This window comes from Kineococcus sp. NPDC059986 (assembly GCF_040702905.1).
Taxonomy (GTDB): Bacteria; Actinomycetota; Actinomycetes; order Actinomycetales; family Kineococcaceae; genus Kineococcus.
Genome location: NZ_JBFBND010000024.1, coordinates 37,897 through 62,847 on the forward strand (window position 1 = coordinate 37,897; position 24,951 = coordinate 62,847).

At 73.0% G+C, this 24,951-nt stretch carries 23 protein-coding genes; 8 read left to right on the forward strand and 15 right to left on the reverse strand.

Features of this window, described 5'->3' with window-relative positions:
* Positions 1-7 precede the first annotated feature (7 nt).
* A complete protein-coding gene (locus AB0637_RS17250) occupies positions 8-1,018 on the forward strand; it encodes a LacI family DNA-binding transcriptional regulator (protein WP_366173761.1) in 1,011 nt (336 codons plus the stop codon).
* A gap of 594 nt (positions 1,019-1,612) precedes the next feature.
* Here the strand turns inward: AB0637_RS17250 and AB0637_RS17255 are convergent.
* The gene (locus AB0637_RS17255; RefSeq protein ID WP_366173763.1) at positions 1,613-2,626 is read right to left on the reverse strand and encodes a putative sulfate exporter family transporter; all 1,014 of its coding nucleotides are present in this window, start codon (positions 2,624-2,626) and stop codon (positions 1,613-1,615) included.
* Between the two features lie 166 nt (positions 2,627-2,792).
* Here AB0637_RS17255 and AB0637_RS17260 point away from each other — a divergent pair, with 166 nt between their 5' ends.
* Positions 2,793-3,608, forward strand: coding sequence for a sugar phosphate isomerase/epimerase family protein (locus tag AB0637_RS17260; protein WP_366173765.1), 816 nt, complete (start codon positions 2,793-2,795; stop codon positions 3,606-3,608).
* Here AB0637_RS17260 and AB0637_RS17265 read toward each other — a convergent pair.
* The 8 genes from AB0637_RS17265 to AB0637_RS17300 form a co-directional block, all read right to left on the reverse strand.
* Positions 3,605-5,179 carry an alpha-L-fucosidase gene (locus tag AB0637_RS17265; RefSeq protein ID WP_366173767.1) on the reverse strand — a complete coding sequence of 525 codons (1,575 nt, stop codon included), beginning with the start codon at positions 5,177-5,179 and terminating at the stop codon, positions 3,605-3,607. The genes AB0637_RS17260 and AB0637_RS17265 overlap by 4 nt on opposite strands.
* A 180-nt stretch (positions 5,180-5,359) precedes the next feature.
* Positions 5,360-6,466, reverse strand: a complete 1,107-nt coding sequence (locus AB0637_RS17270) for a LacI family DNA-binding transcriptional regulator (protein ID WP_366173769.1) — start codon at positions 6,464-6,466, stop codon at positions 5,360-5,362.
* Positions 6,467-6,491: 25 nt separating this feature from the next.
* A complete protein-coding gene (locus AB0637_RS17275) occupies positions 6,492-7,889 on the reverse strand; it encodes an alpha-L-fucosidase (protein ID WP_366173771.1) in 1,398 nt (465 codons plus the stop codon).
* A 99-nt stretch (positions 7,890-7,988) separates the two neighbouring features.
* Entirely contained in the window at positions 7,989-8,861 is an 873-nt protein-coding gene (locus tag AB0637_RS17280) for a carbohydrate ABC transporter permease (protein WP_366173773.1), read from the reverse strand.
* 82 nt (positions 8,862-8,943) lie between these two features.
* Positions 8,944-9,879: a sugar ABC transporter permease gene (locus AB0637_RS17285; RefSeq protein ID WP_366173775.1), complete on the reverse strand. Its 936-nt coding sequence runs from the start codon at positions 9,877-9,879 to the stop codon at positions 8,944-8,946.
* A gap of 16 nt (positions 9,880-9,895) precedes the next feature.
* Entirely contained in the window at positions 9,896-11,158 is a 1,263-nt protein-coding gene (locus tag AB0637_RS17290) for a sugar ABC transporter substrate-binding protein (RefSeq protein WP_366173777.1), read from the reverse strand.
* Positions 11,159-11,757: 599 nt separating this feature from the next.
* Positions 11,758-12,171, reverse strand: coding sequence for an RbsD/FucU domain-containing protein (locus AB0637_RS17295; RefSeq protein WP_366173779.1), 414 nt, complete (start codon positions 12,169-12,171; stop codon positions 11,758-11,760).
* Positions 12,172-12,225: 54 nt separating this feature from the next.
* Complete coding sequence (locus AB0637_RS17300) at positions 12,226-13,254, reverse strand: zinc-binding dehydrogenase (RefSeq protein ID WP_366173781.1); 1,029 nt, start codon at positions 13,252-13,254, stop codon at positions 12,226-12,228.
* 256 nt (positions 13,255-13,510) lie between these two features.
* Between AB0637_RS17300 and AB0637_RS17305 the strand changes: the two genes are divergently transcribed.
* The gene (locus tag AB0637_RS17305) at positions 13,511-14,602 is read left to right on the forward strand and encodes an aldo/keto reductase (RefSeq protein ID WP_366173783.1); all 1,092 of its coding nucleotides are present in this window, start codon (positions 13,511-13,513) and stop codon (positions 14,600-14,602) included.
* Between the two features lie 30 nt (positions 14,603-14,632).
* Here AB0637_RS17305 and AB0637_RS17310 read toward each other — a convergent pair whose 3' ends face one another.
* Positions 14,633-15,052, reverse strand: coding sequence for a DUF1810 domain-containing protein (locus AB0637_RS17310; RefSeq protein ID WP_366173785.1), 420 nt, complete (start codon positions 15,050-15,052; stop codon positions 14,633-14,635).
* A gap of 69 nt (positions 15,053-15,121) precedes the next feature.
* Between AB0637_RS17310 and serC the strand changes: the two genes are divergently transcribed.
* Together serC and AB0637_RS17320 are read left to right on the forward strand one after the other, a co-directional pair.
* The gene (gene serC / locus AB0637_RS17315) at positions 15,122-16,273 is read left to right on the forward strand and encodes a phosphoserine transaminase (protein ID WP_366173787.1); all 1,152 of its coding nucleotides are present in this window, start codon (positions 15,122-15,124) and stop codon (positions 16,271-16,273) included.
* A gap of 73 nt (positions 16,274-16,346) precedes the next feature.
* Positions 16,347-16,646, forward strand: a complete 300-nt coding sequence (locus tag AB0637_RS17320) for a DUF1540 domain-containing protein (protein WP_366173789.1) — start codon at positions 16,347-16,349, stop codon at positions 16,644-16,646.
* Here AB0637_RS17320 and AB0637_RS17325 read toward each other — a convergent pair.
* Genes AB0637_RS17325 through AB0637_RS17335 form a run of 3 tightly spaced genes read right to left on the reverse strand, consistent with a single transcriptional unit; the run spans position 16,631 to position 19,695 of the window.
* Complete coding sequence (locus AB0637_RS17325) at positions 16,631-17,869, reverse strand: SAM-dependent methyltransferase (protein ID WP_366173791.1); 1,239 nt, start codon at positions 17,867-17,869, stop codon at positions 16,631-16,633. The two genes, AB0637_RS17320 and AB0637_RS17325, sit on opposite strands and share 16 nt — an antisense overlap.
* A 48-nt stretch (positions 17,870-17,917) precedes the next feature.
* Positions 17,918-19,204: an MFS transporter gene (locus tag AB0637_RS17330; RefSeq protein WP_366173793.1), complete on the reverse strand. Its 1,287-nt coding sequence runs from the start codon at positions 19,202-19,204 to the stop codon at positions 17,918-17,920.
* Complete coding sequence (locus tag AB0637_RS17335) at positions 19,201-19,695, reverse strand: MarR family transcriptional regulator (RefSeq protein ID WP_366173795.1); 495 nt, start codon at positions 19,693-19,695, stop codon at positions 19,201-19,203. The genes AB0637_RS17330 and AB0637_RS17335 overlap by 4 nt, the downstream gene beginning before the upstream one ends.
* A gap of 158 nt (positions 19,696-19,853) precedes the next feature.
* Here AB0637_RS17335 and AB0637_RS17340 point away from each other — a divergent pair, with 158 nt between their 5' ends.
* A complete protein-coding gene (locus AB0637_RS17340; RefSeq protein WP_366173797.1) occupies positions 19,854-22,118 on the forward strand; it encodes an EAL domain-containing protein in 2,265 nt (754 codons plus the stop codon).
* Here AB0637_RS17340 and AB0637_RS17345 read toward each other — a convergent pair.
* The gene (locus tag AB0637_RS17345) at positions 22,104-23,300 is read right to left on the reverse strand and encodes a PLP-dependent aminotransferase family protein (RefSeq protein WP_366173799.1); all 1,197 of its coding nucleotides are present in this window, start codon (positions 23,298-23,300) and stop codon (positions 22,104-22,106) included. The two genes, AB0637_RS17340 and AB0637_RS17345, sit on opposite strands and share 15 nt — an antisense overlap.
* Positions 23,301-23,427: 127 nt before the next feature.
* Entirely contained in the window at positions 23,428-24,216 is a 789-nt protein-coding gene (locus AB0637_RS17350; RefSeq protein ID WP_366173801.1) for an SDR family NAD(P)-dependent oxidoreductase, read from the reverse strand.
* A gap of 42 nt (positions 24,217-24,258) precedes the next feature.
* On the opposite strand from AB0637_RS17350, the gene AB0637_RS17355 reads away from it, so the two are divergent.
* Positions 24,259-24,522 carry a DUF2530 domain-containing protein gene (locus AB0637_RS17355; protein WP_366173803.1) on the forward strand — a complete coding sequence of 88 codons (264 nt, stop codon included), beginning with the start codon at positions 24,259-24,261 and terminating at the stop codon, positions 24,520-24,522.
* The gene (locus tag AB0637_RS17360; protein WP_366173805.1) at positions 24,510-24,917 is read left to right on the forward strand and encodes a MerR family transcriptional regulator; all 408 of its coding nucleotides are present in this window, start codon (positions 24,510-24,512) and stop codon (positions 24,915-24,917) included. The genes AB0637_RS17355 and AB0637_RS17360 overlap by 13 nt, the downstream gene beginning before the upstream one ends.
* The last annotated feature ends 34 nt before the right edge of the window (positions 24,918-24,951 follow it).

Consider the following 24,951-nt stretch of genomic DNA (forward strand, 5'->3'; position numbering starts at 1 on the left):
GGTCGACGTGGGACTGGGCCGGGCCCCCACGATGCGGGACGTCGCCGAGCACGCCGGTGTCAGCGTGTCCACCGTCTCCCGCGTCGTCAACGCCGAGAAGTACGTGGACCCCGTGACGCGGGCCACCGTCGAGGCCTCGGTGGCCGCACTCGGCTTCCTGCGCAACGAGTCCGCACGGACCCTGCGCCCGGGCCAGCGCACGGCCACGATCGCCCTCGTCGTGGAGGACCTCACCAACCCGTTCTCGGCCGAACTCGCCCACGGTGTCGAGATCGTCGCCGCGGCCGCGGGCTTCGTCGTCCTGCTGCTGTCGACGGGGCGGGACGCCCTCGGCGACCGCGACCAGGTGCGCGAGAAGGAGATCGTCGGGGAGCTGCTGCGGCGTCGCGTCGACGGGGTGCTCATGGTGCCCGGTGACGAGGACGTCGAGGGCCGGTACGCGGCCCTGGCCGAGCGGGCTCCGGTCGTGTTCGTCGACCGGCTGCCCAAGGGCGTGCGCGGCGACGTCGTCCTGCTGGACAACGCCGGCGGCAGCCGACGGCTCACGCAGTGGCTGCTCGACCGCGGGCACCGCCGCATCGGCTACGTCGGCGGGGACCGCGGCGCCGGGACGGGCGCCAAGCGCTACTCGGGGTTCCGCGCCGCCCTCCGCGCGGCCGGGATGCGCGAGGAGCGGGAACTGCTGCGCTTCAACCAGCACAGCAGCGACGAGGCCCGGACGGCCACGCAGGACCTCCTCGCCCTGCCCGAACCGCCGACCGCGCTGTTCTGCGACAACAACCGCATGACGGTCGGGGCGCTGCTGGCCGTGCACCGGGCCCGCGCGGACGTCGTCATCGGCGGGTTCGACGCCGTCGAGCTCGCCGAGGTGCTCGTCGACCGCGTCGCGCTCGCCACCTACGACCCCGTCGACGTGGGGCGGCAGGCGGCGCGGCTCCTCGTGGACCGGATCGCCGGCACGGACGTCGCCCCGCGCCGGACGACCGTGCCCGTCGTGCTGGCGGAGTTCGGCGACTGACGTCGGCGTGGGGCCGTCCCCACGCCCGGTCCGACGTGGGTGCAGGTGTGGGACCGGCGCGCCGGTCGTCCGGGCGACGCGCACGCCGTCCCCACGCCTGGTCTCACGCCTGGTCCGACGCCGGTGGTGCACCCATCGGGACACCCATCAGGACACTCACGTGGAGTGAGGTGTGGGTGTACCGAACCGGTCGTCCGGGCGACGCGGAGGGGACACCCACGGGTGTTCCCATGCCGGTCCCGTGCCCGGTCCGACGTGGGTGCAGGTGTGGGACCGGGGCGGCGGTCGTCCCGGCGACGAGCGTGCCGTCCCCACGCCCGGTCCGATGCCCGGGCCGACGCCGGCGGTGCACCCACAGGGACACCCATCGGTGCACCGATGTGGAGTGAGGTGTGGGTGTCCCGAACCGGTCGTCCGGGCGACACGGACGGGACTCCCACGAGTGTTCCCATGCCCGGTTCCATGTGGGTGCAGGTGTGGGACCGGCGCGGCAGTCACCCGGACGACGCGCGCCCCGTCCCCACACCCGGTCCCACCAGCTGGCGCCGCCCCGCCACGGCGTCGGCCTGCCACGGCGTCAGAGGGTACGGACGCTCACGCCCCGACGTGCAGCAGGTGCACCCCGGCGAGCGAGACGCCCGCCACGAGGACCCACGAGCTGAGGCCGAGGACGAGGGAGCGGCCCCCCGTGCGCAGCAGGTGCGGGACGTCGATCCCCGTCCCGAGCGCGAACAGCGCCGCCACGAGCAGCACCGACTGCACGTGCTGGACGCCGTCGAGGACGCCCGTCGGCACGAGGCCCGTGGCACGCACGAGCACGGCGACGACGAAGGCGGCGACGAAGAACGGCAGCACCGGCGGGCGGGAGGCGTTCGCGGTGGCCGGGGCGGTGCGGCGGCGGTGCAGCACGACGAGGGCGACGAGCGGGGCGAGCAGCAGCACCCGCGACAGCTTCACGACGACGGCCGTCTCGAGGGCGCCCGGCACCCGGTCACCCGTCGCGACGACCTGGCCGACGTCGTGCACGCTCGCGCCGACCCACACGCCGAACGCGTGGACGTCCAGACCCAGCGGAGCCCGCAGCAGGGGCAGCAGGACGATGGCCAGCGACCCGCACAGCGTCACGAGGGCGATCGAGGTGGCGACGTCCTCCTCGTCGGCGTCGGTGGCCGGCCGCACCGCCGCGATGGCCGACGCCCCGCAGATCGAGAACCCCGTCGCGACGAGCAGGGACCGCGCCCGGCTCAGCCCGAGCGCCCGGCCGAGGAGCTGGGTGCCGACGAAGGTCACCGTCACGACCCCGACGACGAGGACGACCCCGCCCCAGCCGAGGTCGCGGACCTGCGACAGCGGCAGCTGCAGGCCGAGCAGGACGACGGCGATGCGCAGCAGCCGCTTGGCGGCGAACCCGGTGGCGGGTTTCCAGGACGACCGGAACACCCCGGTGGAGCGGACGAGGGCGCCGAGCGCGACCGCGACGGTGGAGGCCGTCAGGACGTGCGAGAAGTGTTCGACGCCGAGGGCGAGCACGGTCGCGGCGGCGACCACGAGCAGGCCCGGGACGAGGGCGGCGAGGGGGGAGGTGGGGCGGGGGACGACGCGGAGCACGCCACCAGCCTGCGCCCCCCGACCGCCCCCGGGAACCCGGGGTCTCACCGTGGGGTCACCGGCTCAGCCTGTGACCCCCTCGTCGACCTGCGTCCGTTGACCCGCGGCGGGCGCGTGTGCCAAGGTGCGGGAAAGCGCATTCCAGCGACGACGACGGAGTGGACCCATGGACGCCGCGCGGCTGAGCCTGAACCAGATCACCCTGAACTCCCTCGGCCTGCCCGAGGCCGTCGCGGTCTGCGAACGGCACGACATCGGCTCGATCGCGGTGTGGCGGGACAAGATCGCCGCGGTCGGCCTGGACCGGGCCGCCGCGCTCGTGCGTTCCGCCGGGGTGCACGTCAGCTCGGTCTGCCGCGGCGGCATGTTCACCGACCCCGCCACCGATCCGGTCTCCGTCCTCGACGACAACCGCCGCGCCGTCGACGAAGCGGCTGCGCTGCAGGCCGACGCGCTCGTGCTGGTCTGCGGACCGCTGCTGGACCGCGACCTCGCCGGGGCTCGCGCCCGGGTGCGCGACGGCATCGCCGCCCTGCTGCCGCACGCCCGGGCCGCCGGGGTCCGGCTCGCCGTGGAACCGTTGCACCCCATGATGATCGGCGTCCGGTCGGTCATCAGCACCCTCGGTCAGGCCCTCGACCTGTCCGACGAGCTCGGCGGGGACGTCGGCGACGAGGTGGGGGTGGTCGTCGACGCGTACCACGTCTGGTGGGACCCCGAGCTGGAGGCGCAGGTCGCCCGCGCCGGGACGCGCGTCGCCGGCTACCACGTCTCGGACTGGCTGCCCGAGACGTCCGACCTGCTGCTGGATCGCGGGATGATGGGCGACGGCCTCATCGACCTGCCGCACCTGTCCGGGCTCGTCGCCGACGCGGGGTTCACCGGCCCCGTCGAGGTCGAGATCCTCTCCCGGCGATGGTGGGGAGAGGACCCCGACGACGTGACCCGCCTGCTGCGCAAGCGGTTCGAGGAGTTCGTCTAGCCGCCGCCCTCACCCTCCGGCAGCAGGAGCGCGCGTGGCGCCGGCGCCGCCGGGTCGGGCAGGACGATCCGCAGCGCGAACCCGGGCACGGCTTGCACGGCCGCCGGCAGCGGTGCGGGCAGCACCACCTCCAGGGCGTCGTCGGTGCGGCGCACCTCCAGCGGCGCAGGGTGCCCCAGCAGCGTCACGGCACCGAGGTCGCGCGCAGCCAGCGACGACGCGCCACCGAGCGCGCGGATGCGCACCACGCCGTCCTCTGGCCTCACCATGCCCATCGCGTACAGGGACGTCTGGCCCACCTCGGCCCGCTGCGTGAAGCGCAGGTCGGCCGAGGTGAAGGGCAGCGACGCGGAGTCGGTGAAGGACCCCTCCGGCACCGCCGTCGGACCCTCGCCCGGGACGCGCCACGGGCGGGTGCCGTACACGGCCTCCCCGTTCACCGTCAGCCACGCCCCGAGACCTTCGAGGAGCGCCGCCTCCTCCTCGGGGATCGTCCCGTCCGGCTTGGGCCCGATGTTGAGCAGCAGGCACCCGTTCTTGGCGACGACGTCCACCAGCTCCCCGACGAGGTCCACCGGGTTCTTCCACTCGTGGCCCTCGACCCAGCCCCACGAGGTGCGGGAGACCGAGGTGTCGTTCTGCCAGGGGCGCTCCTGCACGGCGGCCATGCCGCCGCGCTCGACGTCCAGCACCGCGGTGCCCGGCCGGAAGGCCTCCCACTTGTACTGGATGACCACGCCGCGGCCCCACTGGGCAGCGCGGTTGTAGTAGTACGCGGCGAGCATCCGGCGGTAGGGCTCGAAGGCGGGGTGCTCGATCCACCAGTCGAACCACAGCACCTGCGGGCGGTAGTGGTCGATGATCCGGACCGTGCGCAGCAGCCAGTCCTCGAGGTAGGCCTCGGTCGGCCCGGTGGCCTGCGGCATCGCCGGGCCGTAGAGGTCGGCGAACTCCGGGTCGTCGCGCACGTCGGAGGGGAAGGCGCGGCCGGGGTGGAAGAAGAACCAGTGCTCGGCGCGGTGGCTGGAGGCCCCGCGCACGATCCACTGCTCCTCGCACGCCTCCAGCACGTCCCCCAGCACGTCGCGCTTCGGCCCGACCTTCGTGACGTTCCAGCGGGTGCGCGGCTCGTCGTACATGGCGACGCCGTCGTGGTGCTCGGCGACCGGGACCACGAACTGCGCGCCGGCCCGGCGGAACAGCTGGGCCGTGCCGGCCGGGTCGAGGCGGTCCATGGTGAAGCGGGGCAGGAAGTCCTTGTACCCGACCTCGGCGTGGTCGCCGTGGACGTCGCGGTGGTGGGCGTGCTCCGGCGTGCCCTGCTGGTACATCCGCCGCGGGTACCACTCGTTGCCGAACGCGGGCACGGAGTAGGCGCCCCAGTGCATGAAGATCCCGAACTTGGCGTCGCGGAACCAGTCCGGTACCTCGTAGGCCGCGAGGGAGTCCCAGGTGTCGGTGAAGGGGCCGGCGTCGATGACCTCGCGCACCGCGGCCAGTGCGGCCGTGGTGTCAGGGGGATCGATCGGGGCCGGCACCCAGCTTCGGTCGCTGGACGAGGTGGTCGTCACAGAGGTGTCCTCTCGACAGTGAGCGAATCCTTTCGCGGCCACGCTACGGCGAGCCCGCTGATCGGGTCAAGCGGTTCCGTAGGTCGTGGTGGGCTCTGGGTCGACGTCCTGAACAGAACGTTTCGCTCACTGACCCGCGGGCAGGGGAACTCCGGAGGGGAGCCCCCGGCGCAGCGGGTGTCAGCTGGAGATGCGCTGCACCGAGCCGCCGGGGGAGAGGCTGGGGCTGAGCAGTTCGGTGCTCAGCGGCACCCCGTGGGCCGTCGTCCCGTCCGCTGCCTCGTGAGCACTCGCCGGGCCGGCGTGACTGGCCTTCAGGCGCAGGCGGATGATCTCGGCGGCGCGCTGGGCGATGGTGCGCACCGGCTGCTCCACGACGCTGAGCCGCGGGACGGTGGCGCGCCAGGCGTCCGCGGCGTCGAACCCCAGCACCGACATGTCCTGGCCCAGGCGCAGCCCGGCGTCGTTGAGGGCGATGACCGCACCCAGCGAGAGCTCGTAGTTCAGCGCGCACAGCGCGGTGGGGCGGTGCTCGGCCTGCAGCACCGCGGTGGCGCCGCGGTACCCCTCCTCCACCGTCAGCGGTCCGTGGCTGACCAGTCCCGGGTCGAGGGTCAGGCCGCGCTGCGCGAGGCCGGCCTCGAAACCCTCGGCGCGCTCGGCCAGGCTGGTCACCGAGGCCTCACCGCCCACCAGGGCGATGCGCCGGTGTCCGTGGTCCATGAGGTGGCGCGCCGCCAGCAGGCCGGCGCGACGGTTGTCGAGGAACACCCGGTCCGCCGTGATCCCCTCGGCGTCCCGGTCGACCAGGACCACCGGTACCCGGCGGGACGCGGTGCGCAGCGCCTCGACGTCGTGGGCGGAGGGGATGGCGACGATCCCGTCCACCATGCGGACCATGAGGGCGTCGACGGCGCGCTCGACCGGTGTGGGGCTGGACGAGACGATGACCGTGATGCCGTCGTCCCGCAGGACCTCCTCGACCGCGGCGATCACCGCCTGGTGGAACGCGTTGTCGAGCACCGGCAGGAGCACGCCGACGGTCCTGGTGCGCTTGAGCCGCAGGCCGCGCGCCACCTCGTTGGGGCGGAAGTCGAGCTCGACCACGGCGCGCTCGATCGCTTCCCGGTTCTCGGGCAGCACGTTCCCGCCGTTGTGGAACTTCGAGATGGTCGCCAGCGACAGCCCGGTCATCCGCTGGATGTCCTTGTAGCTGGACGCCCGCCCACCGCGACGCACCGCTCCCACCTCCCCGAGCCCGGGCAGGACCGCCGCGACCTGCTCCACCGGTGATCCTCGCACGGCCGCTGCGTCAGCTGCGGAACGGGAGGGAGACCACCGCCGGGCCGACCTGCAACGCGGAAGGGGGTACCTCGAACTGGACACCGTCGTCGACCGCGGTCGCCGGTACGGGTGTGCCGTCGAGCAGTTCCGCCCCGGTGAGGTCGACCGCTCCGGCGCGCAGCGCCACCGTCGTCGTCCCGACCGGCGCGGTGCCGCGCATCCCGCTGGCGCCGTCCAGCACGGCGAAGAGGGTGCTGCCGTCCCCCGACCGCGTCCAGCGCACCCAGGCGCCCTCGGCGCCCGACCCGTCCTGGGCGTGCCCGCTGGGGGAGGCGACCTCGGCGTCCACCCCGCGGGTGCCGTGCACCGCGGAGCCGTTGACGGCCATCCAGTCGCCCAGCTGCTCCAGGCAGGCGCGCTGGAGGTCGGGGATGCGTCCGGAGGCCGTGGGGCCGACGTCGAGGAGCAGGTTGCCGCCGCGGGAGACGACGTCCATCAGGTGCCGCACGGCACCGGGGCCGTCGAGGTGGTGCTCGGGGCCCTCCACCTGGTTGTAGCCGAAGGAGTACCCGACACCGCGGCAGTTCTCCCAGGCGCCGGCCTCGAGGTCCCGGCCCTGCTGGTACTCGCTGGTGCGGAAGTCCCAGTGGGTGGCGCCGAACCGGTCGTTCACCACGCCGTCGGGTGCGGCGGCGTAGAAGGCGTCCAGCACCCGCGCGAAGCACTCCGGGCCCTCGGGCTTCCCGGCGTCCGGCCACTCGATGTCGCCCCACAGCACGTCGGGGGCGTACTTCTCGATGAGGTCGAGCACGTGGGCGTTCGCGTACCGCGCGTACCCGGCGTCCAGCGGGCGCTGGTCGTCGTGGATGTGCTCGAGGATCGGCCCGAAGTCGGCGACGTCCCAGTCCAGGCCGCCGGAGTAGTAGGTGCCGAACCTCAGGCCCGCGCGCCGGGACGCCGCGGCGATCTCACCCACCAGGTCGCGCCGTGGTCCGCGAGCCACCGTGGTGCGGGGGGTGCCGGGGGCGTCCCACAGGCAGATGCCGTCGTGGTGCTTGGTGGTGGGGACCACGTACCTCGCGCCGGCGCGGGCGAAGAGCGCGGCCCAGTCGTCGGCGTCGAACTCCTCCGCGCGCCAGGCGTCGAGGAAGTCGTCGTACGGGGCGCCGCCGAACACCTCGCGGTGGTGCCGCTGCGCGGGAGAGCCGTCGATGCGGATGGTGTTGAAGTACCACTCCGCGTAGGGGTTGTGCGTGAACCAGTGGTCCGGCTCGAAGGTCCCGAGTTCACCGATGGGCTCGGCCCAGGCCGGTACGGAGTAGGCCCCCCAGTGGATGAAGATGCCGAGCTTGGCGTCCCCGTACCAGGAGGGCAGCGGGCGCTCGAAGCGCGCGTAGGCCTCCGGTCGGGTGTCGTCTGAGAACACGATGGACCTCCGAGGTGGTGTCGCGGTGGGGGAGCTGGTCGTCTCCGCCGGGCGGTGCTCGCGTCGCGCCCGACCGGTGCGGGAGGGGCCGGCCGCCGCTCAGCGGCCGCCCAGCCCCGACAGGGCGATGCCGGCCACCAGGTAGCGCTGCAGCACGAGTACGAGCAGGGCGGTCGGGGCCATCGAGACCGTGGCCGCAGCCATGAGCAGGCCCCACTCCTGGCCGTTCTGACCGAGGAAGAGGTTCAGGCCGAGCGAGACGGTGGTGGTGGACGTGTCGTTGGTGATGATCAGCGGCCACAGGAAGCTGTTCCAGTAGGAGATGAAGGTGAAGACCGCCAGCACGGCGAACGCCGGCGCCGCGATCGGCGCGATGATCTGGGTCAGGATGCGCCAGTGTCCGGCTCCGTCGATCCGGGCCGACTCCTCGAGCTCGTTCGGGACGGTCAGGAAGAACTGGCGGAGGAGGAAGGTGCCGAAGGCCGTGAAGGCCCACGGCAGGATCAGCGCCTGGAAGGTGTTGACCCAGCCGAAGTAGCGCATCAGCAGGAACATCGGGATGACGACGACCTCCTGCGGCACCATCAGCGTGCCCAGGTAGACCAGGAAGAGCTGCTCGCGGCCTCGGAACTTCAGGCGGGCGAACGCGTAGGCGGACATCCCCGAGGTGACCAGCACGATGAGCGTGCCGGCCAGGGAGACGAAGAGCGTGTTGAGCAGGAACCGCACGAAGGGCAGGTAGTTCAGCGCATCCGGGTAGTTGCGCCACTGGGGGGAGCTGCCGAACAGCTTGGGGGGCGTCTGGAAGATCTCGCCGCTGCTCTTGAGGCTGGAGAGCACCATCCAGATCAGTGGCGCGAGGAACAGCAGCGTCACCACCGTCAACAGGAGCTGCGAGACGACCGGTCGGCGCCGCTTCTTCCCGGCGCCGGCCGCGATCACCGGGGCTGTGCGCTTCGCGTCCAGGACCACGTGGGTGCCGGTCCTCGCAGCGGCCTCGGAGCCACCGCTCGGCAGGGGGACACCGCCTGCGCCCCTGGGAGTGTCGCCCTGGTCAGTCATAGTGCACCCACTTCTTCTGGCCGAGGAACTGCAGACCGGTGATCACCATGATGATGATGAACAGCACCCAGGCGATGGCCGCCGCGAAACCGAGGCGGAAGAACTGGAAACCGCTCTGGTAGAGGTACATCACGAGCGTGGTGGTGGCGTTGCCCGGGCCCCCGCCGGTGAGGATGTAGGGCTGGACGAACACCTGGAAGGAGCTGATGAGGGTCAGGACCGTCGCGAAGAAGAGCGACGGGCTGAGGAGCGGCAGCACCACGGAGAAGAACTGCCGCGCAGGCCCCGCGCCGTCGATGGCCGCGGCTTCGGTGAGGGAGGGCGGCACGGCGTCCAGCGCCGCCGAGAAGACCAGCAGGTTGTAGCCGAACCCCTGCCACACGCTCATCAGCACGACCGCGGGCAGCGCCCAGGAGTTCGACCCCAGGAAGTTCGGGGCGTGCACCCCGAAGAGCGAGACGAAGGTGCTGTCGATCAGGCCGTTCGGGGTGTACAGGAGGGCGAAGACGACGGCGTTGCCCACCATCGGCGTCACGGCCGGGATGAAGAACAGCACGCGGTAGTAGCGCCGCCCGATGATGCGTGGGGAGATCCACACCGCCAGCGACATCGACAGCACGAGGTTGATGGGCACGTACAGCACCACGAACACCGTGGTGTTGAGCAGAGCGTCCTTGAACACCGGGTCGGTGGTGAACAGTTCGACGAAGTTCTGCAACCCGATGAACTTCGGCGAACCGAGCACCGGCCAGTCGAAGAAGCTCATGACGAGCGAGGCGATGATCGGGAAGGCCGTGAAGATCACGAAGCCGATCGCACCGGGGAGGAGGAAGGCCGTCGCGGCGCGGCCGTCGCCCCGCCGAGTCCCCGCCGGTGCGGACGAGGACTTGGCGGCGACGGAACCGCCGACGGAACCGGTCAGTGCCATGGGTGCGGCTCCTGCCTCAGCTGCTGGCCTTGGACTGGGCCATGGTCTGGGTGACGAGGTCGTCGATGGACCCGCTGCCGTTGAAGGCCGGGACGGCGTACTTGCTGAACGTGTTGTTGACCTGGGTCCAGCTCGCGGTGGTCCGGTAGGACTCCGAGTTCTGGATGGAGTAGTCCATGACGGTCTTGGCGTCGCTCAGGCCGTTGTTGCTGTACCAGGAGTCCTGCTGGGCGGTGCGCGCCGGGAAGGCGCGGCCCTGCTGGCCCAGGTAGGCCTCGTTGTCGGGGTTCACCAGGGCGGCGACGGCCTTGGCCGCCAGGTCCTGGTTCTTCACCGACTTCGCGACGCCGAAGCCGGAACCGGCGGTGACCGTCTTGGACCCGCTGCCGCCGACGGGCATCGGGGCGATGCCGACCTCGAACTTCGCCGTGGCCTTCGCGTTGATGAGGCTCCACGGTCCGTCGATGTACATCGCGGCGTTGCCGGCCAGGAACTGGTTGGTGTTCGACGCGGTGGAGTTGGCGGCGGGCAGCTGCTGCGCGACCTTCTGCTCGGTGATGAGCTTCTGGTACCAGGACAGCGTGTCGGCCCACTCGGAGCTGTCGAGGGTGAGCTTGCCGCTGGAGTCGACGGCCTGGACGCCGTGCTGGCTCTCCGCCCACGGGATGACCGAGTCGATCACGGCCTGGGCGTAGAACCCGAAGGTGTTGCCGTTGGTCAGCTTCTTGGCGGCGTCGAGGAACTGGTCCTGCGTCCACCCCACCGTCGGCAGCGTGATGCCCGCCTTCTGGAAGGCCGTCTTGTTGTAGAAGATGACCAGCGGACCGAAGTCGTAGGGCAGCGCGAGCAGCTTGCCGTCGATCTTCAGCGAGTTGAGCATGTTCGTGTCGAAGTCGGACTCGTTGACCCCCATCGCCGACAGCTTCGGGGACAGGTCCACGAACAGGTCCTTGAACTGCGGGGCCCGCTGGGCCTGCAGCGCGAGGAGGTCGGGGGTCGAACCGCTCGCCGCCTGGGACGTCAGCTTGGTCCAGTAGTCGTTGAACGCGGCCGTCTGGAAGCTGATGGTGGTGCCGGTGGCCTTCCCGGCGGTCTGGGCGACGTGCTTCCACGCGTCGACCTCGGAGTTCGAGCCGGACCACATGAACCAGCTGAAGCTCTTCCCGTCACCACCCCCGCCACCGCTGGAGCCGGAGCTCCCGCAGGCGGAGAGGGCCAGTGCGGCGGCGGCGCCGCCGCTCAGGCCGAGGAGCTGGCGGCGGGACAAGTGAGGTGCCATCGAGGCCTCCGTGACGACGTCATCGTGTCTGAGTCGGGCGATGTGGACCCGTCGGCGAGGCTGATCAGGCTCCTGCGCCTGCACCGTGTCCGACGGGAGAAGAGTCCATGCGAAACGATACGCTTGTCAAGGGTCCGGACCGACAGACGCGTGAACGTGATCCTTTGCGCCACGGGAGCGTCCGCGTGATTCCGGTGTCGAGAATCGTTTCTCAGCCACCTCATCGCCGCCCCACGGGACACCGCTCGTCGGGGGCCGTGGAGTGACGTGACGAGGACACCGGCGGCGCACCTGACCACCCTCGGCTGCCGGGCCACGGTCGACGCGGCCTGGCGCGTGCGTCCGTGCGGGGGAGCTGTCCGACCGCGGCAGGCTGCTGCCTCGGGGCGCGCTGGACGACGCGAGCTCGGGACGCGCGCCGGAGCGGGTGGTCCGCAGCCGTCCGCAGGGAGGCGCTGCGCGCCACGCCGGCTCGTGGGACGACGGGTGGCACGGGACCTGCTGCGGCGCAGGGCAGCGCCCGGCCGGCCGGGGCTGGACGCCGTCCAGTCGGTGCCCTGGGAAAGGACGAGCGCGCGACCGCGCGTTCGGGGGTGCTGTCAGCGCATCCCGATGGTGACGAGGAGGTTCGAGCAGGGCCGCTCGTCGCCGGTGGCGATCACCAGACCGACGTCGGCGCTGCGGATCGCGTCGTAGAAGGAGAACCGCTCCAGCAGCGAGAACGGCACGTCAGGACCGAGTTGGGCGCGGTGGGCGTCGTGGGCGGCCACCGGGCTGCCGTCGGGGGAGGCCATCGACGCCGCCTCCTCGACGTTGACCGCGGTGAGCAGCAGGGGCAGCAGGTCGGAGATCGTCGGCAGGCCGGGCGCGATGTTCAGCCAGACCAGTTCGCTGCCCGGTGGACGCACCGTGGCGAAGGGGAAGTTGCCGTCGGCGATGAGCACCTTCGAGCCGTGGCCGGCGGCGGCCAGGGCTGCCACCAGCGGCGGGTGGGTGAGGGCGTGCTTGAGCACGGGCGGGTCCTCTCGGGTCGGGAGCGCGGGGTCGTTCTCGGGCTCGGTCCGCGGTCACGCGGGCCAGACGATGCCGACCTTGCCGCCCTGGGCGGCATCGGCGGTCTCGTAGGCCAGCGCTGCCTGCGAGAGCGGGAAGGTGTCGGTGACGAGGCGCTCGGGGTGCAGGTCCCAGCGGTCGAGGTTGGTCAGCAGCTCCCCCATCCGCGCGGTCGAGGTGACCCAGGAGCCGTGGACCGTCAGCTGGCGGTGGATGAGCACCTCCGACACGTCCACGCTGAGCTGGCCGCCCTCGCCGACCAGCGCGGCGCGGCCCCAGCGCCGGGTGTGGCGCAGTGCGGTCAGCTGGCCTCGGCCGTTGCCGGAGCAGTCGACGGCGACCTCGGCGCCGTCACCGAGCAGGGCGTCCAGCTCCTCGTCGGTGCCCGCGACCGCGTGGTCGACGGCGCCGAGCTGCAGCGCCAGTTCCCGCCGGGCGGGGGAGGGGTCGGTGCCGACGACGAGCGGTGCGCCCATCGCCTTGGCGAGGAGCCCGACGGCCGAGCCGACGGGGCCCAGGCCGGTGACGAGCACGCGGTCGCGTCCGGACACGTCCACCCGGCACAGCGCCTCGTAGGCGGTGCCGAAGCCACAGGCGACGACGGCGCCGTCCAGGAAGGTCAGGGACTCCGGCAGCACGAGGAGGTCGCGCTCCTCGGTGAGCAGCAGGTCGGCGTGGCCGCCGTCGCGCTGCCAGCCGTACGCGGCCCGGGTGGTTGCGGTGCAGCTGATCTGGTACCCGCGGCGGCACTCCTCGCACTGGCCGCAACCGGAGATGTGGTAGACGACCACGCGGTCTCCGACCCGGATGCGCCCGACGCCGTCGCCGACCGCCACCACCTGACCGGCGGGCTCGTGGCCCCCGACCACGCCCTGGTAGGCCTCGGGGCCCTCGCCCAGGTGCTCGCGGTAGATCGCCCTCAGGTCCGAGCCGCAGATGGTGGACGCCTTGGTGGCCAGCAGCACCTGACCCGGGCCGGGAGTCGGGTCGGGTACCTCCTCCAGGACGACCTTGCTGCCACCGGGCAGGAACGCAGCCAGCACGAGGGACCTCCACGACGTCGTGATCCGGTCAGCCCCGGGACGAAACGGGGCGAAACGATTAGGTAACCGGGACCCTAGAGCGTCGGGAGCCGCTCGGTCAAGAAGGGCGTGACCTGCTCGCGGGGAACGTGTTGACGCTGCCGTTGGGTGCGCTCTACGGTGCTCGCAAAACGATACGCGCCCTTCGTGAGTGCATGTCGTCGACAGACTGACCACGCCGACACCGCCGTCGTCGTCGGCTCCCCCAGGAGGCCACGTGAGCACCGGAACCGCCCCCAGCCCCACCACCGTGACCGTCGACGGCGTCGAGGTCGAGCCCGTGGACCCGGCCTCGGTGCCGCAGCGCGTCCTGCGCGACGGGTCCACGATCCCCGGCATCGGCATCGGCACGTTCGGGTCCGACCGCTACGGTCCGGCGGAGATCGCGGCCGCCGTCCGCGGCGCGCTGCAGGTGGGGTACCGCCTCGTCGACTGCGCCGCCGTCTACGGGAACGAGAGCGCCATCGGCGAGGCGCTCGCCGCCTCGGTCGGCCCGGGGAAGGGCCTGCGCCGCGACGAGGTCTTCGTCATGAGCAAGGTCTGGAACGACTCCCACGTGCCGGCGGACGCGGTCGCCTCGGTGGAGAGGTCCCTGCGGGACCTCCAGCTGGACCACCTCGACGCCGTCTTCGTCCACTGGCCCTTCCCCAACCACCACGCGCCGCACGCCGATGCGGCCGATCGCGACCCCCACGCGCGTCCCTACGACCACGACGCCTACCTCGCGCTGTGGCAGGCGCTAGAGGGCCTGGTCGACCGCGGCCTCGTGCGCCACCTGGGCACCTCCAACTCGACCATCCCCAAGCTCGACCTGCTGCTGCGCGACGCGCGCGTCCTGCCGAGCCTGAACGAGATGGAGCTGCACCCGACCCTGCAGCAGGGGCGCCTGTTCCAGTACTGCCTCGACCACGGGATCCAGCCGGTCGGGTACTCCCCGCTCGGGTCGCCGTCGCGCCCCGAGCGCGACCGGACCGCTGACGACCTGGTCGACGCCGAGTCCCCGGTGGTGAGGGCCATCGCCGAGGCGCACGGCGTGCACCCGGCCCTGGTGTGCCTGAAGTGGGCCGTCGCCAACGGTCAGGTGCCGATCCCGTTCTCGGTGAAGCCGTCGCAGTACGCCGCCAACCTGCGTGCGGTCGCCTCCGACCCCCTGACCCCGTCGGAGGTCGAGGCGATGCGCTCCGTCGAGCGCAACAACCGGCTCATCAAGGGCCAGGTCTTCCTCTGGCAGGGCGCCGGGTCGTGGCTGGACCTCTGGGACGTCGACGGGACCATCCCCGGGGAGGACGGCTACGCCGCTGGGCGGTGACCGCGGGCTTCGAGACGACCTGCCCGGTACCTAGCCCGCGGTCCCGGCCAGCAGGTCCATCGTCGCGGTGTCGGGACGGCCGTCGAAGAACTCCTGCAGGACCCGCTGCGCGAGGTCGTCCCCGGCCGCGGCGAACAACGTCGCGGAACTGCACAGCTTGGGCGCGTCGACCCCGCCGAACACGACCTCGGCGTCGCGGGACGGCTGGCCCAGCAACGCCTCGCAGTTCTCCCGCCACCGCGCGGCGAGGACGGGGTGGGACAGGTAGGCCCGCGCCTCGTCGAGGTCGTGCACGGCGTACGCGACCGACGTGGGGGAGCTGCCGAGCCGCAGCTGCGGGAACTCCCACCACATCCAGTGCGAGGTCTTGCGTCCCGCTCGCAGTTCGGCGAGCGCGTGCTCGTGCGTCCCGTCGGAGGCGGACACGAAGCGGTCGAGGTCGGCAGCCACCCGTCGATCCTCCTCCCCGGGACCGCGGCGCGCCGGGGCGACCCCGTCGGGTGCGGCAGGATACGACCCGTGACCGTCGACGCCACCGGCCTGCGCATCCCCACCGAGCTGCTGCCCGCCGACGGCCGCTTCGGTTCCGGTCCCTCGAAGGTCCGTCCCGAGCAGCTCGCGGCGCTGACGGCCGCCGGACGCACGGTGCTGGGGACGTCGCACCGCCAGGCCCCCGTGAAGTCCGTCGTGGGCCGCGTCCGCGCGGGGATCGCGGAACTGTTCTCCCTCCCCGACGGGTACGAGGTCGTCCTCGGCAACGGCGGCAGCACCGCGTTCTGGGACGTCGCGACGCTCGGGCTCGTGCGCCGGCGGTCCCAGCACCTCGTGCTGGGGGAGTTCTCCGCGAAGTTCGCCGCCGCCGCGGCGCAGGCGCCGTTCCTCGACGAACCCGTCGTCGTGCGCGGGGAACCGGGGACGCTGCCGCGCCTCGGCGACGTCGCGGACGACGTCGACGTGGTCGCGTGGCCCCACAACGAGACCTCGACCGGCGTCATGGCGCCCGTGGTCCGCCCGTCCGGTCCGACGGCCGAGGAGGGCGGTCCGCTCGTCGTCGTCGACGCGACGTCCGGCGCCGGCGGCCTGCCCGTGGACGTGGCCCAGACCGACGCGTACTACTTCGCCCCGCAGAAGGCGTTCGCCTCCGACGGCGGCCTGTGGATCGCGGTGCTCTCCCCGGCCGCCCTCGACCGGGTGCGCGAGGTGCGGGCGACCGGACGCTGGATCCCCGCGTCCCTGGACCTGCAGACTGCCGTGGACAACTCGCGCAAGGACCAGACGTACAACACCCCGGCCGTCGCGACGCTCGTGCTGCTCGCCGAGCAGGTCGAGTGGATGCTCGCGCAGGGCGGTCTGGACTGGGCGACCGCGCGGACGGCGCAGAGCGCCGGCCACGTCTACGGCTGGGCCGAGCAGCGGGAGTGGGCCGCGCCGTTCGTCGCCGAACCCGCGGCCCGGTCGCAGGTGGTGGCCACCATCGACCTCGACCCCTCGGTCGACGCCGTCGCGGTGCAGGACGTGTTGCGGGACAACGGCATCGTCGACGTCTTCCCGTACCGCAGCCTGGGACGGAACCAGTTGCGGATCGGGGTGTTCCCCGCCGTCGACCCCGACGACGTGCGCGCCCTGACGGCGTGCGTGGACCACGTCGCGGAACGACTGAGGAAAGCCTGACCTGCATTTCCGCGGGGGCCAGGAAAGGCATTCCTGGCTAGCCGTGGCGGAATTCCGTGGTTACTTTCGAACCATGGCGACCGTGAACCTGGACCTGACCCCGATCCACCAGTGCTCGGCCGAGGGCTGCACCTTCAACGCCTCGACGTCGTGCCACGCCCCGGCGATCACCGTGGGCGACCACGGCGCGAACCACTGCGCCACCTTCCTCGGCATCCCGACGAAGCACTCGCCGACCACCGACGGTCACGTGGGTGCGTGCCAGCTCTCCGACTGCTCGCACAACTCCGACCTCACGTGCACGGCCTCGACGATCGAGGTCGGCTCGTCGGCCGGCGGCGGCACGGAGTGCCTCACCTACAGCGCGGCCTGAGCCACCTCGGCTGAACCCCCGGATGCCGCCGCACGGACGGCGGCGAGTTCGGGTTCCAGCATCCGGGCCAGCGCGGGGGTGACGCCCCACGTGCTCGTGAGCTCGTCGAGCTCGGCCAGCAGGTCCTCGCGCGCTGCCGCGCGGGGACCGGAGCCCGCGCGGACCGCGCGGATCATGGCGTTGCGCGGCGTGTGTGCGGAGTCGATGAACTCCACGACCTCGACGCGGTAGCCCAGGAGCTGCAGCACGAGCGAGCGCAGGGTGTCGGTGAGGACGTCCGCGAACCGTTCGCGCAGGATCGCGTGCCGGACGAGCGGGGCGCGGTGGCCGTGCAACTGCCGCTGCACGTCCCGGTGGCAGCAGGGCGCGGCCAGCACGAGGGGAGCGCCCCACCGGACCGCCCGCGCGAGGGCCTCGTCGGTCGCCGTGTCGCACGCGTGCAGGGCCATCACGACGTCCGGCAGGCCTTCGTCGTCGAAGGGTTCGGCCCCGGCGATCGAGCCCACGGCGAACTCCAGCCCGGGGAGCCCGGCCTCGGCCGCGGCCCGACGTCCGGTCGCCACGACGTCCTCCCGGACGTCCACGCCGACGGTGGTCAGCTCCTTGCCCTCGGCTCGGGCGGCCTCGCCCAGCCAGCGGTGCGCGGCGAACGTCAGGTAGGCGTTCCCGCAGCCGAGGTCCACGGCCCGAAGGTGGTCCCCGGGCCGGGACAGCACGGTCGGGGCCAGGGGCGCGAGCTGCCGGACGAACGCCTCGACCTGGCGCCGCTTGTCGCCGCCGGCGCCCAGGACGCGGAACAGCGGGTCGTCGGGGTCGACGAGCCGGTTCTTCGTCTTGTCGTGCTCGACCGGCCCCGCCGCGTTCCGGGCGGGCGCGCGGTGGACCTGCGCGTCGCCCTTCTTCGTCACCCGGACCTGCACGACCTCGGTCGCCGTCTCGACGTGCAGGTTGCCGTAGGGCTCGGAGAGCAGTTCGTCGACGGCCGCGCCCGCCGCGTCGACGGGGACGTTCCGGGTGGACACGACGGGACCCGTGCGGGCCGTGAACTGCAGGTGGGGGCCGGTCTTGAGCCGCACCGGACGCACCTCGACGCGCTCGGCGGCGGGTGCTTCGAGCCCCTTGCGCCGACCGGCGGCGACGGCGCGGGCCAGGTGCTCGGAGTCCAGCAGCAGGGTCCGGACGTCGGCCAGGGCGGTGGTCAGGTCGGTCGGCACGGGTCCCATTCTCCGCTCGAGCGGCCGGTGCCCCGGACCGCCGTGACCCGGTGAGTGCTACGCCGCCGCGGCGTCCCGCTCGTCGTTCCGCACCGGGACGAGCCGCAGGTGCGGCGACTCCTTCCAGGAGTAGGTGACCCGCACGCGGGCCCGGCGCAGGAAGTACACGCCGACGAGGACGCCGACCACGGCCGAGGGGATCGAGCCGACGAGGATCGACCACTCCGGGCCGAACCGCGTCCCCATCCACCCGACGAACGGCCCGCCGACGACGGTGCCGCCCTGCATGAGCGACATGTACATGGCCATCACCCGGCCGCGCATGGCGGGTTCGGTGCTCATCTGGACCGTGGCGTTCGCGGCCGTCATGAGCGTCAGGGACGCCAGGCCCATGAACGGCAGGACCACGAGGTAGAGCGCGTAGGAGGGCATGAGGGCGGCGACCGAGGCCAGCACCCCGAAGGCCACGGCGGCACCGACGACGAGCCGGTACCGGGGACGTTCCCGGCGCGCGGCCACCAGGGCGCCGGCGAGGGACCCGACGGCCAGCACGGTGCCGGCCAGACCGAACCCCGCGGAGTCGGTGCCGAACTTCACGCTCGTCATCAGCGCGCTCGTCAGCTGGAAGTTCAGCCCGAACGTCCCGATGACCCCGACGAGGACGAAGATCGCGAGCAGGTCGGGCCGGGCGCGGACGTAGGCCAGACCTTCCCGCATGCCACCGCTGCCCTTGGCCGGCTTCACCCGCGGCTCGCGCTGCGCCGGCCGCATGATGTGCAGCATCACCAGCGGCGCGACGAACGAGGCGGCGTTGATGAGGAAGACCGGGCCCGTGCCGACCCAGGCGATGAGGACACCGGCCAGGGCCGGGCCCACGAGACGCGCGGAGTTGAACGACGCGGAGTTCAGGCCGATGGCGTTCGGCAGGTCCTCGCGCGGGACGAGTTGCCCGACGAACGTCTGCCGGACGGGGCCGTCGATGGCCGAGGCGCACCCGAGCAGGACGGCGAGGACGTAGACGTGCCACAGCTGAGCGTGGCCGGTGACGACGTCCAGGCCGAGGAGGAGGCCCAGGACGGCCATGCTGGCCTGGGTGGCCATGAGCGTGCGGCGCTGGTCGAAGCGGTCGGCGATGGTGCCGGCGATGGGCGCCAGCAGCAGGATCGGGCCGAACTGCAACCCCGTCGTGATGCCACCGGCGGTCCCGGAGCCGTGGGTCAGGACCTGGATGACGAGCCAGTCCTGCGCCACGCGCTGCATCCACGTGCCGACGTTGGAGATGACGGCGCCGCTGACCCAGAGCCGGTAGTCGCGGTGCCGCAGGGAGCGGAAGGTCTGGTTCACTCGCTGATCACCCGGGTCAGGATCGCGGCGGCTTCGGCCAGGGTGGCGCGTTCGGCGGGGCTGAGGTCCTCGAGGCGGCTGCTGAGCCACGCCGCCCGGCGGGCCCGAGTCGCCAGGACGACGCCGCGGCCGGCCTCGGAGACGGCGACGAGGACCTGGCGGCCGTCGTCGGGGTGGTCGGTGCGCGAGACGAGGCCCGCGTCGGCGAGGGCGGCGATGGTCCGCGTCATCGACGGCGGCCGGACGTGCTCGGCGTCGGCCAGTTCGCCGGGGGTCCGCGGACCGCCGTTGACGAGCTGGGCCAGGACGGAGAACTGCCCGTCGGTGAGGTCGTCGACGCTCTTCTGGGCCCGCAGGCGTCGGGCGGTGCGCAGCAGGGAGACGCGCAGGTCGACGGCGAGACGGTCCAGCGGGGCGTCCTCGTCGACCGGGCGGTCGGTGGTGCGCACGTCGCCCGGCCCCCGGGTGGCGGGGGAAGGAGATGGTGGCATGAGGCCACCATAGTCGTTGCTCTCGCTAATTACCAGTGCGAACGACCGGAGAGGGCGCCCGCCGGGGTACCGCAAACATGCACTCGGCGTTAGAGTCGGTCACGTTGTGTGATGAACGGCGGGCGAGTGGTCCGCGTGCTGAAGGGCGGGACCGGTCAGTGAGCGGAGTGCCAACGACGTCGGCCACCCTTCGTGCACGACGGGCGCTCGAGCGCGCCGCCGGCGTCGTGGCCGGCGGCTCCCACGGGGACGGCGCCGCCGCCGAGGACCTCGACGACACCCAGCACCTCGACCTGTCCGGTAACGGCCCCACCCTCGTCCCGTCCGTGGACCTCGGCGCGGCCGTCCTGCGCGGCCAGCGACGGTTCTCCGAGTGCACGGACGTCGGGGCGCTCGTCGAGGAGCTCGTCGGGGAGGTCCACGAGGCCGGCTACGCCCGCGTCCTGCTCCTGGAGACCGTCGCCCGCTCCCGGCACCGGGAGCTCGAGGTCCTCGCGGCCCGCGGTGACCTCCTGCTCGTCCCCGGGCGTCGTCTCACCGGCGCCGACCTCACCCGCATGTCGCCCTCGGCCGTCGTCGAGCTCGTCCCCGGGCACCCCCGTGCCCCGCGCCTGGCCGTGTGGGGGGTCGCGGAGTCGGCTACGGCGGCCGCCCGCTTCCCGCGGTTGGAGGTCCTCGCTGCCTCGGCCGGGGCCGCCTGGCGCGCCCTCGTCGCCACGGCCGACGCCGCCCGCGCCGACCGGGAGTCCGCGGCCGCCCGGTTGATGCTCTCCGGGGCGTTGCGCCTGGCGGGCCTGGGGTCCTGGTCGTGGGACCCGGCCAGCGGCGTCGTGACGCTCGACGACCGGCTCCGCGAGATGCTCGGCTTCCCCCTGTCCGAACCCGACCCGGACCTGGAGTCGTGGCGCGCGCGCATCCACCCCGACGACCGCGGTCCCTTCACCGGCGTCGAGGACCCGGCGGCGCACGCCGGCACGTCGGCTCCCTACCCGTTCCGCGTCAGCTCGAGCGACGGTGGCGAGCGCACCTTCCTCGGGATGAGCGTGCCGCTGGCCACGACGAGCTCCAGCGTCGTGCAGGGCCTCGTGCTCGACGTCTCGGCGGGGGAGAAGTCCACCGGCGAGCTGGTGCGGCTGGCCCAGTGCGACTCCCTCACCGGGCTCGCGAACCGGTCCGTGCTCGACGTCCGCCTCGCCGAGGCGCTGGAGCGGGCGACACCGCAGGACGCCGTCGCGCTCGTCCTGCTCGACCTCGACCGGTTCAAGCTCGTCAACGACACGCTCGGCCACCAGATCGGGGACGCGCTCCTGCGCCAGGTGGCCGTCCGCCTCGAGGACGCCGCCCCGCCCGGGGCCGTCCTCGCCCGCCTCGGCGGGGACGAGTTCGTCGTCATGGTGCCGGGTGTGAACCGCGTCGAGGCCGCCTCGCTCATGGCCCGGGACGTGCTGCGCCGCCTGCGCTCACCCATGCTCCTGCCCGGTCTGCCCGAACCCTTCGTGTGCACCTCCAGCGCCGGCATCGCCATCGGGCACGAGGGCACCGCCGACGACCTGTTCCGCAGTGCCGACATGGCCCTCTACCGGGCCAAGGACGGCGGCCGCGACCGCGTGGCGGTCTACGACTCGGCGATGCGCGAGGAGGCCCAGGCCCGGCACGTCGCCGAGCACCGGGTCCGCCGGGCCCTGCGGACGGACGGGCTGCGCGTCGTGTGGCAACCCATCGTCGACCTGCGCACGTCCGAACTCGTCGCCGCCGAGGCGCTCGTGCGCCTCGACGACCCCGTCGAGGGGATCCTCGAACCCAAGTACTTCGTCGACACCGCCGAGGACACCGGGCTCATCGTCGACGTCGACACGTGGGTGCTGGGGGAGGTCCTGCGGCAGCTGCGCGAGTGGCGCCGCGAGGGGGTCGGCCTGCAGGTCTCCTTCAACGTCTCGGGCAAGACGCTGGAACACCCCGCGTTCGCCCACCGCCTCGCGCACTCCGTGGAGTCCACCGGGGCCTCCGGCAGTTCCCTGCTCGCCGAGGTCACCGAACGCACGCTCATCGACCTGTCGACGTCGACGCGGGCGAGCCTGGGGGAGCTGCGCAGCATCGGCGCCCGCGTCGGTCTCGACGACTTCGGGACGGGGTACTCCTCGCTGTCCTACCTCGACAAGTTCCCGCTGAGCTTCCTCAAGATCGACATGAGCTTCGTGCGCCCCCTCGGTTCCTCCGACCGCGCCGAGGCCGTCGTGCGGGCCCTCATCAGCCTCGCCCACGCCCACGGGATGGTCGTCACCGCCGAGGGCGTGGAGAACGAGTTGCAGGCGAGGATGTTGCGGGACATGGGGTGCGACCGCGCCCAGGGGTACCTGTTCGGCCGCCCCGTCGAGGCGGCCCGGCTGCCCAGCGGTCCGTTCGCCGTCCTACAGCAGCCGTAGCGCCCGGCCCAGCCGGGCGACGCCGTCGGCGGTGCGCTCGGGGGAGTGCGTCGTGAACGACAGGCGCAACGTCGCACGGTCCGGAGCGCCGGCGAAGAACGCCGCCCCGGGCACGAACGCGACCCCCTCGCGCAGCGCGGCCGGGAGCAGCGCCGCGGTGTCGGTCGAACCCCGGTCGTCCGGCAGTCGGACCCACGTGAACATGCCGCCGTCGGGTCGCGTCCAGGAACTCCCCGCGGGTAGTTCCGCCGCCAGCGCCGCCAGCATCGCGTCCCGCCGTGCGCGGTAGGCGGCGACGACACCGACCACGTGCGCGTCGAGGTCGGTGACCGCGAGGTACTCGGCGACCGCGGCCTGGTCGACCGTCGACGTCTGCAGGTCGGCGGCCTGCTTGGCCACGACGACGGCCGGGCGCACCGCGCGGGGCAGCCGGGCCCACCCGAGCCGCAGTCCGGGCGCTCCGATCTTCGAGAAGCTGCCGAGGTGCAGGACGCTCTGCGCCGCAGCGGGTTGGGCGGCCAGCGCCGGCACCGCCGAACCCGCGTAGCGCAGTTCCCCGTACGGGTCGTCCTCGACGATCCAGACGCCGTGCTCGGCCGCCAGTTCGGCGATCCTCCTCCGGCGCGGCAGCGTCAGGGTCCGTCCCGTGGGGTTCGCGAAGTTCGGGACGAGGTAGAGGACCGTGGGCCGGCGGGTGCGGAACACCTCCTCGACGGATTCCGGGACGGCTCCGTCGTCGTCGCTGGCGACGCCGACCAGTTCCGCGCCGGCGAGGGTGAACGACTGCAGGGCAGCGAGGTAGCTGGGTTCCTCGACCGCCACGACGGCACCGGGGGACAGCAGCGCGGTCGTCAGGAGCGTCAGGGCCTGCTGCGACCCCGTCGTCACCAGCAGGTCGTCGGCCCCGGTCGGCAGGCCGCGGCGCGTGAGCCGCTCGGCCACCAGTTCGCGCAACCGGGGATGGCCCTCGGTCGCGGCGTACTGCAGGTTCCGGCGCGCCGCCGGCCCCGACAGCGCGCGGTCGTACGCGGCGCGCAGACCGTCGACGTCGAACAGTTCGCCGGCGGGCAGACCGCCGGCGAACGAGATGACGTCGTCGAGGCCCGTCAGCGCGAGCAGGTCGCGGACGGGGGAGGAACGGACCCCGGCCAGGCGGGGGTTGAGCGGGGGGACGGCGGACACGAGGGCTCCCCGGGAGGCGTGGGCGGCGGGACCGTCCCGGCCGGGCGAGGTGACGCCGGCGGAGCACGGTGGGACGCGACCGGGATGCGGAACGCTGCCCGCGATCCTACGCCCGCCCGGCGAGGGGTCAGACGTCCGAGGGCTTCACGCGGTGCACGTGCGCGGCGTCGGCCTGCGCGATCGGCCGCAGCACGACCTTGTCGAGGTCGACGTGCGGCGGGCGGGTCACGGCGAACGCGATGACGTCCGCGACGTCCTGCGCGCTCAGCGGGACGAGGCCGTCGTAGACCTTGTCGGCCGCCTCCTGCGACCCGAGCCGGACGAGGGAGAACTCCGTCTCGACCATGCCCGGTGCGATCTCGGTGACCCGCACGGGTTCACCGAGCAGTTCCTGCCGCAGCGTCCGGACGAGGGCGTTCACCCCGTGCTTGACGGCGGTGTACCCGCCGCCGCCGGGGTAGACCTCGAACCCCGCGATGGACCCCAGGACGACGACGTGCGCGTTGCCGCCGCGGCGCATCCCCGGCAGCAGCGCCTGGTGCACGCGCAGGACGCCGACGACGTTGGTGTCGTACATGGCCTTCCAGCCCTCGGGGTCGCCGTTCTCGACGCTGTCGCTGCCGAACGCACCCCCCGCGGAGTGGACGACGACGTCGACGTCGCCGACCTGCGCGGCCATCGCGGCCACCGACTCCGGGTCCGTCACGTCCAGGGCCACGGCCGTCCCGCCCACCTCCTCGGCGAGCGCCTGCAGCCGGTCCACGCGCCGCGCGGCCGCGATCGTCCGAAAACCGGCGGCGGCCAGGGCGCGCACCGTGGCGGCACCGATGCCGCTGCTCGCGCCCGTCACCAGCGCCGTGCGGCCGGGGGCGTTCTCGGTGTGCGGCGGGAAGGACGGAGCGTCGGAGGAGGCCATGCGCCCATCCCAGCAGACCGCCCCGTGGGGGACACTGGGCGGGTGCCGCTGTTCCTGCCGCCGTCCAAGGCCAAACCGCCCCCGCCGCCGATGCGGACCGACGACCGCCGGGCCGTGCTCGTGGGTCTCGGGGTGTGGGCCGTGCTGCTCGTCGTCGCGCTCGCCGTGCCCGAGGTGCGGAGCACGGGCGAGGGGCGCTGGCTCGGCTCGTGCATCGCCGGGCTCGCGCTGGGCCTCGTGGGGTTGGCGTACGTGCACCGGCGCGAGCGCCGCTCGCGACGACGAGCGGAACGGTGGCGGGCATAGGCATGGGCATGGGCATGGGCATCGGCGTCGCGGACGCCGCCGAACGGCTGGGGGTCAGCCCGCACACCCTGCGGTACTACGAGAGCGCCGGTCTGCTGGTGGACCCGCCCGGGCGGGACGAGTCCGGGCGACGGTGCTACACCGACGCCCACCTGCGCTGGATCGTCATGGTGCAACGGCTGCGCGCCACGGGGATGCCTGTGCGCGGGGTGCGCGCCTACGCGGACCTGTGCCGGGCGGGGGCGGGCAACGAGGACGCCCGCCTGACCCTCCTGCACGCCCACCGCGACCAGGTGCGCGCCCAGCTCGCCGAGGTCGCGGACCACCTCGCGGCGATCGAGGCGAAGATCGCGGTCTACGAGGGGTCGACGGTGGGGGCGTCCGTCCCCGCGTGAGGCCCGGTTGACTTCGAGCGCGCTCGAAGGCGCA

Bases quoted from the DNA above. Each gene is read 5' to 3' on its own strand.
- AB0637_RS17260 (WP_366173765.1), top strand. From the start codon at position 2,793: ATGGACGCCGCGCGGCTGAGCCTGAACCAGATCACCCTGAACTCCCTC.
- AB0637_RS17290 (WP_366173777.1), bottom strand. From the start codon at position 11,158: ATGGCACCTCACTTGTCCCGCCGCCAGCTCCTCGGCCTGAGCGGCGGC.
- AB0637_RS17335 (WP_366173795.1), bottom strand. From the start codon at position 19,695: ATGCCACCATCTCCTTCCCCCGCCACCCGGGGGCCGGGCGACGTGCGC.
- AB0637_RS17320 (WP_366173789.1), top strand. From the start codon at position 16,347: ATGGCGACCGTGAACCTGGACCTGACCCCGATCCACCAGTGCTCGGCC.
- AB0637_RS17350 (WP_366173801.1), bottom strand. From the start codon at position 24,216: ATGGCCTCCTCCGACGCTCCGTCCTTCCCGCCGCACACCGAGAACGCC.
- AB0637_RS17285 (WP_366173775.1), bottom strand. From the start codon at position 9,879: ATGGCACTGACCGGTTCCGTCGGCGGTTCCGTCGCCGCCAAGTCCTCG.
- AB0637_RS17325 (WP_366173791.1), bottom strand. From the start codon at position 17,869: ATGGGACCCGTGCCGACCGACCTGACCACCGCCCTGGCCGACGTCCGG.